The sequence below is a fragment of the Trebonia sp. genome (assembly GCF_030042015.1).
GTDB lineage: Bacteria > Actinomycetota > Actinomycetes > Streptosporangiales > Streptosporangiaceae > Trebonia.
Map to the genome: position 1 here is coordinate 1 of NZ_JASIAL010000293.1, position 3700 is coordinate 3700.

Here is a 3700-nt window from a genome sequence, read left to right on the forward strand (position 1 = left end):
TCGCCCGGCTTGCCCTTGGCCTGCGGCATTTCCGCTATCGAAATCGGCACCAGTTCGATTCCGCCGAGGCGCTGGTAGACGTAGGTCCACCATGAGCCGTAGTCGTAGCGCGTGCCCATCGAGTGCCCGTACTCGCCGTCGTTGACCAGGTCGATGCCGATCGAGCGCTGCCGCGCGACCACGTCCCCCACCGCGGAGCGCAGTCTGCGGAGGTATTCCGCCTCGTCGGGGAAAGTCCCTTCCGCACGCTCGTGATTGAGCGCGATCAGGTCCTCCGGTCTCGGCAGGCTGCCCGCGTGGCTGGTCAGGATCCTGTCCGGCATCTCTCCTCCTTGAGACTCCCCGACGGGCGATGATCTTCCCGGGCTGAGTATGGCCGTGTCCCCGACGAGCGCGCAATACGCCGCTCCCCGTGCGATGGGTGCGCTGCCACGGCCTGTCCCGCCCGCGCCAGGCACCCGTCCGGTACCGGCAGCCCATCGGGAACCGGTACCCTGGCAACGATTTCGTGCAGTGGCGATCGTGCGGCACGAGGACGGGCGGTTAGCTCAGCGGTTAGAGCGCTCGGTTTACACCCGAGGGGTCACTGGTTCGATCCCAGTACCGCCCACGCCGCCCGGCCTGGGCGCGTCAGGATTGCTGGCTGCCGGGACGGGTCACGAGGGCCTGCAGCGAGTTCCGCAGCTGCCGGGCGGCCTGCGGGGTGAGCGGCGCGAGAAACTCGCGCTCGGCGGCATCGCTTGCCGTGCTGGCCCGTCGGAGGGTGTCGTGTCCGGCGTCGGTCAGTTCGGCCACGTTGCGGCGCCGGTCGCCGGCGCGCGGATGGCGTGCGACCAGGCCTTGCTCACTTCGGGGCCCGGCCCGCCGGTCATGGACACCCACCGAGGACCTGCTGCCCTGCGTCTCAGAAGACACCCGGTGGAAGGCGCCAGAGCTGGCCACCACCACGGCGATGGAACTGGTCTCCTTCTCGGTGCTCGCGCACTACGGCGATCCGGAGCGGGCCGAGCGACACCGCCAGCTGCTGGCCGCACCGCGGTCGCGCCTGATCGTCCCGGTCACCGATGGGCAGCTGATTGTCGTGCGCGGATCGCGCCGGAGCGCCATTCCCGCCGTGCGGTGATCGGGGCCACGGGTGGCCGGCGGTCATGAGGACCCGGTGGCCAGGTCCTGCTGTCCGTCTGGCCGCCACACTGGGCACCGGCCGCCGCCCCCTTTCCACCTCCGGCCCACGGTACGTTGCTTCGAGTTCTGAGTAACTTGAGGGAATGGCTTGCCGCGTGGTTCCCGGGCGGGTCAGCTCCGGGCGTCGGCTGCCACGCTGCGGTGGGTGGCGGTGCGGTCGAAGTCCAGCAGCATGGCCCGGGCTTGCGGCTCGATGATGGCGACCGTGATGTCGTCCCCGGCGAAGGCGCGGATCGCGGCGGGGGATTCCCAGAACGTGTGCGCGGTCAGCTCGACAGTGCCGTTCCCGTCAAGGTCGCGGCGCCGCAGGTACGCGCGCTCGAAACCGGGCAGCTTGCGCAGCTGGGGCAGCAGGGTGCCGGTGAAGTACCTGCCGTAGTTTGCGGCGCCCTGTCCCGCTGGCTGACGGTCAGCGGGGTTGGCTGGTGTCCGCCGCGGCCGTACCGTCGGCGGCGACCGCCCGCTGCAGGTTGTTGATCTGCTCCTGAAGCGCGGCGATCTGTGCCTGGGGATCAGCGGAGGCCGCGGGCGCCGCGGTGGCCGGGAGCGCCGTGGTGACCGGCCCGGCCGGCCCGGCAGGCGCGGCAGGCGCGGCAGGCTCATCGTCGTCGCGGGCCTGCAGTTCGGTCTTCAGGATGCGCATGGACCTACCCAGCGAACGCGCGGCATCAGGCAGCTTCTTCGACCCGAACAGCACGATAACGACGACCGCGACGATCAGGATCTTCCACGGGCTGTCGAACAGATCATCAAACATGGGCGCCTCTCCCTTTTCAGGAGGCGAATTCCGGGTGGGGGAAACCCTTTCCCCGACTAGCCTAGCCGCCGTTCGCGACCCGGTCAGGGCCCGCTGGCCCGGTCAGGGGTGCCCTAGGTCCCATCCCCCTGACCCGCCTCGTCGCCCGCGGACAGTTGGTCCCGGCCGTCGGTGACCTCTGGTCCTGTCCTGGTCGCAGGCCCGCGGCCAGGCTGGATCTGGGCGTGATCAGGTCGCACCGTAAGTGGAACCGCGTAAGGGGCTGTGTCGTGGCCGGCTTGCAAACCGCGCGCCTGGGTCAGGCTGCTGATGGTCCGGGCGCTGCCGCCGAGACGGCGGTTGAGGTGTCGTCCCTGTCCAAGCGGTATGGGGCCATCGAGGCCGTCAGGGACGTGTCGTTTTCGATCAAGCGGGGCGAGGTGTTCGCGTTCCTTGGCCCGAACGGGGCGGGGAAGACGACCACGGTGCGGATGCTGTGCACGCTGACCCGGCCAGGCGGCGGCCGCGTGCGGGTGGCGGGGTTTGACGTCGCGCGGCAGCCGGAGGCGGTGCGGCGCCGGATCGGGCTCGTGTTCCAGGAGCAGACGCTGGATGACCGGCTGACGGTCGCCGGCATGACCTGGTGTCCACGTTCTCTGGCGGCATGGCCAGGCGGCTGGAGATCGCGCGCGGGATGCTGCACACCCCGGTGGTGCTGTTCCTTGATGAGCCGACCGTGGGCCTGGACCCGCAGACGCGGACGCTGGTGTGGGAGGACGTGCTGCGGCTGCGCCGGGAGGAGCAGACGACGATCTTCCTGACCACCCACTACATGGATGAGGCCGAGTACGCGGACCGGGTCGCGATCATCGACCACGGCCTGGTCGTGGCCACCGGCACCCCGGACGAGCTGAAGCGCCAGGTCGGCGAGGACACGATCGAGCTGGTCACCGCCGACGACCCGGCCGCCGCCGCCCACCTGGAGGCGGCCGGGTTCCGGGTGCGCCGCGGCGAGGAGGGGCTGGTGGTGTTCGCCGGGGACGCCGGGGACGGCGAGGCCGAGGTGCCCCGGCTCATCGAGACCGCCGGGGTGCGGGTCAGCAGCGTGCACGTGCACCGGCCCACGCTGGATGACGTGTTCCTGCACTTCACCGGGCGCCAGATCCGCGACCAGCACGCCGAGCGGGCGATGCCGCCGCGGGCCAGGGCGCGCATCGCCAGGCGGCGTTAGGAGGCTGTGATGAACGGTGCCGTCCTCGACCTGCCGGGCAGGCCGCTTGCCGATGAGCGGGAGAGCCTGGGCGAGGAGCTGCGCACGGTCGGCATGGTATGGGAGCGGGAGGCGATCAGGTTCTTCCGCACCCGTGCCCGCGTCCTGTCCAGCTTCATCCAGCCGATCCTGTTCCTGTTCGTGCTTGGTTACGGGATGAGCACGCTGGTGGGCACGACTGCCGGGTTTGACTTCAAGAAGTTCCTGTTCCCAGGGATCGTGGCCATGACCGTCATGTCGACCGCCCTGTCGTCGGCGATCTCGATCGTGTGGGACAGGGAGTTCGGGTTCCTGCGCGAGATGCTGGTGGCCCCGGTCAGCCGCATGTCGCTGGTGTCAGGCAAGACACTCGGCGGGGCCAGCATCGCCACCGTCCAGGGCACGATCATGCTGGCCCTCGCCCCGCTGATCGGGGTGCGCCTGACCCCGCTGCTCGTGGCGAAGGTCATCGGCCTTGAGCTGCTCATGGCGGTTTCCCTCACCGCGTTCGGGGTGCTCGTGGCCAGCCA

Annotated in this window: 6 protein-coding genes, 1 tRNA gene and 2 pseudogenes; 6 read left to right on the top strand and 3 right to left on the bottom strand. The window is 70.2% G+C overall.

Annotated features, from left to right (window positions below):
* Positions 1-323, bottom strand: a pseudogene (locus Q1N79_RS15600) (epoxyalkane--coenzyme M transferase); the annotation flags it as partial.
* A 214-nt stretch (positions 324-537) separates the two neighbouring features.
* Between Q1N79_RS15600 and Q1N79_RS15605 the strand changes: the two are divergent.
* A tRNA-Val gene (locus Q1N79_RS15605) sits at positions 538-610 on the top strand.
* A gap of 20 nt (positions 611-630) precedes the next feature.
* Here Q1N79_RS15605 and Q1N79_RS15610 read toward each other — a convergent pair.
* Positions 631-915 (bottom strand): MarR family winged helix-turn-helix transcriptional regulator, encoded by a 285-nt coding sequence (locus tag Q1N79_RS15610; protein WP_300609752.1) that lies wholly within the window; start codon positions 913-915, stop codon positions 631-633.
* A gap of 37 nt (positions 916-952) precedes the next feature.
* On the opposite strand from Q1N79_RS15610, the gene Q1N79_RS15615 reads away from it, so the two are divergent.
* Together Q1N79_RS15615 and Q1N79_RS15620 are read left to right on the top strand one after the other, a co-directional pair.
* Entirely contained in the window at positions 953-1123 is a 171-nt protein-coding gene (locus Q1N79_RS15615) for a hypothetical protein (protein ID WP_300609754.1), read from the top strand.
* A 207-nt stretch (positions 1124-1330) separates the two neighbouring features.
* Positions 1331-1564: a hypothetical protein gene (locus Q1N79_RS15620; RefSeq protein ID WP_300609756.1), complete on the top strand. Its 234-nt coding sequence runs from the start codon at positions 1331-1333 to the stop codon at positions 1562-1564.
* 30 nt (positions 1565-1594) lie between these two features.
* On the opposite strand, the gene tatA is transcribed toward Q1N79_RS15620, so the two are convergent.
* Entirely contained in the window at positions 1595-1942 is a 348-nt protein-coding gene (gene tatA / locus Q1N79_RS15625; RefSeq protein ID WP_300609758.1) for a Sec-independent protein translocase subunit TatA, read from the bottom strand.
* A gap of 419 nt (positions 1943-2361) precedes the next feature.
* Between tatA and Q1N79_RS15630 the strand changes: the two are divergent.
* From Q1N79_RS15630 to Q1N79_RS15640, 3 genes and pseudogenes are all read left to right on the top strand, one after another.
* Positions 2362-2496, top strand: a pseudogene (locus Q1N79_RS15630) (ATP-binding cassette domain-containing protein); the annotation flags it as partial.
* A gap of 68 nt (positions 2497-2564) precedes the next feature.
* Positions 2565-3152, top strand: coding sequence for a DUF4162 domain-containing protein (locus Q1N79_RS15635; RefSeq protein ID WP_300609760.1), 588 nt, complete (start codon positions 2565-2567; stop codon positions 3150-3152).
* 9 nt (positions 3153-3161) lie between these two features.
* Positions 3162-3700: ABC transporter permease (locus Q1N79_RS15640; protein WP_300609762.1), on the top strand; the 539-nt coding region annotated here is incomplete at its 3' end.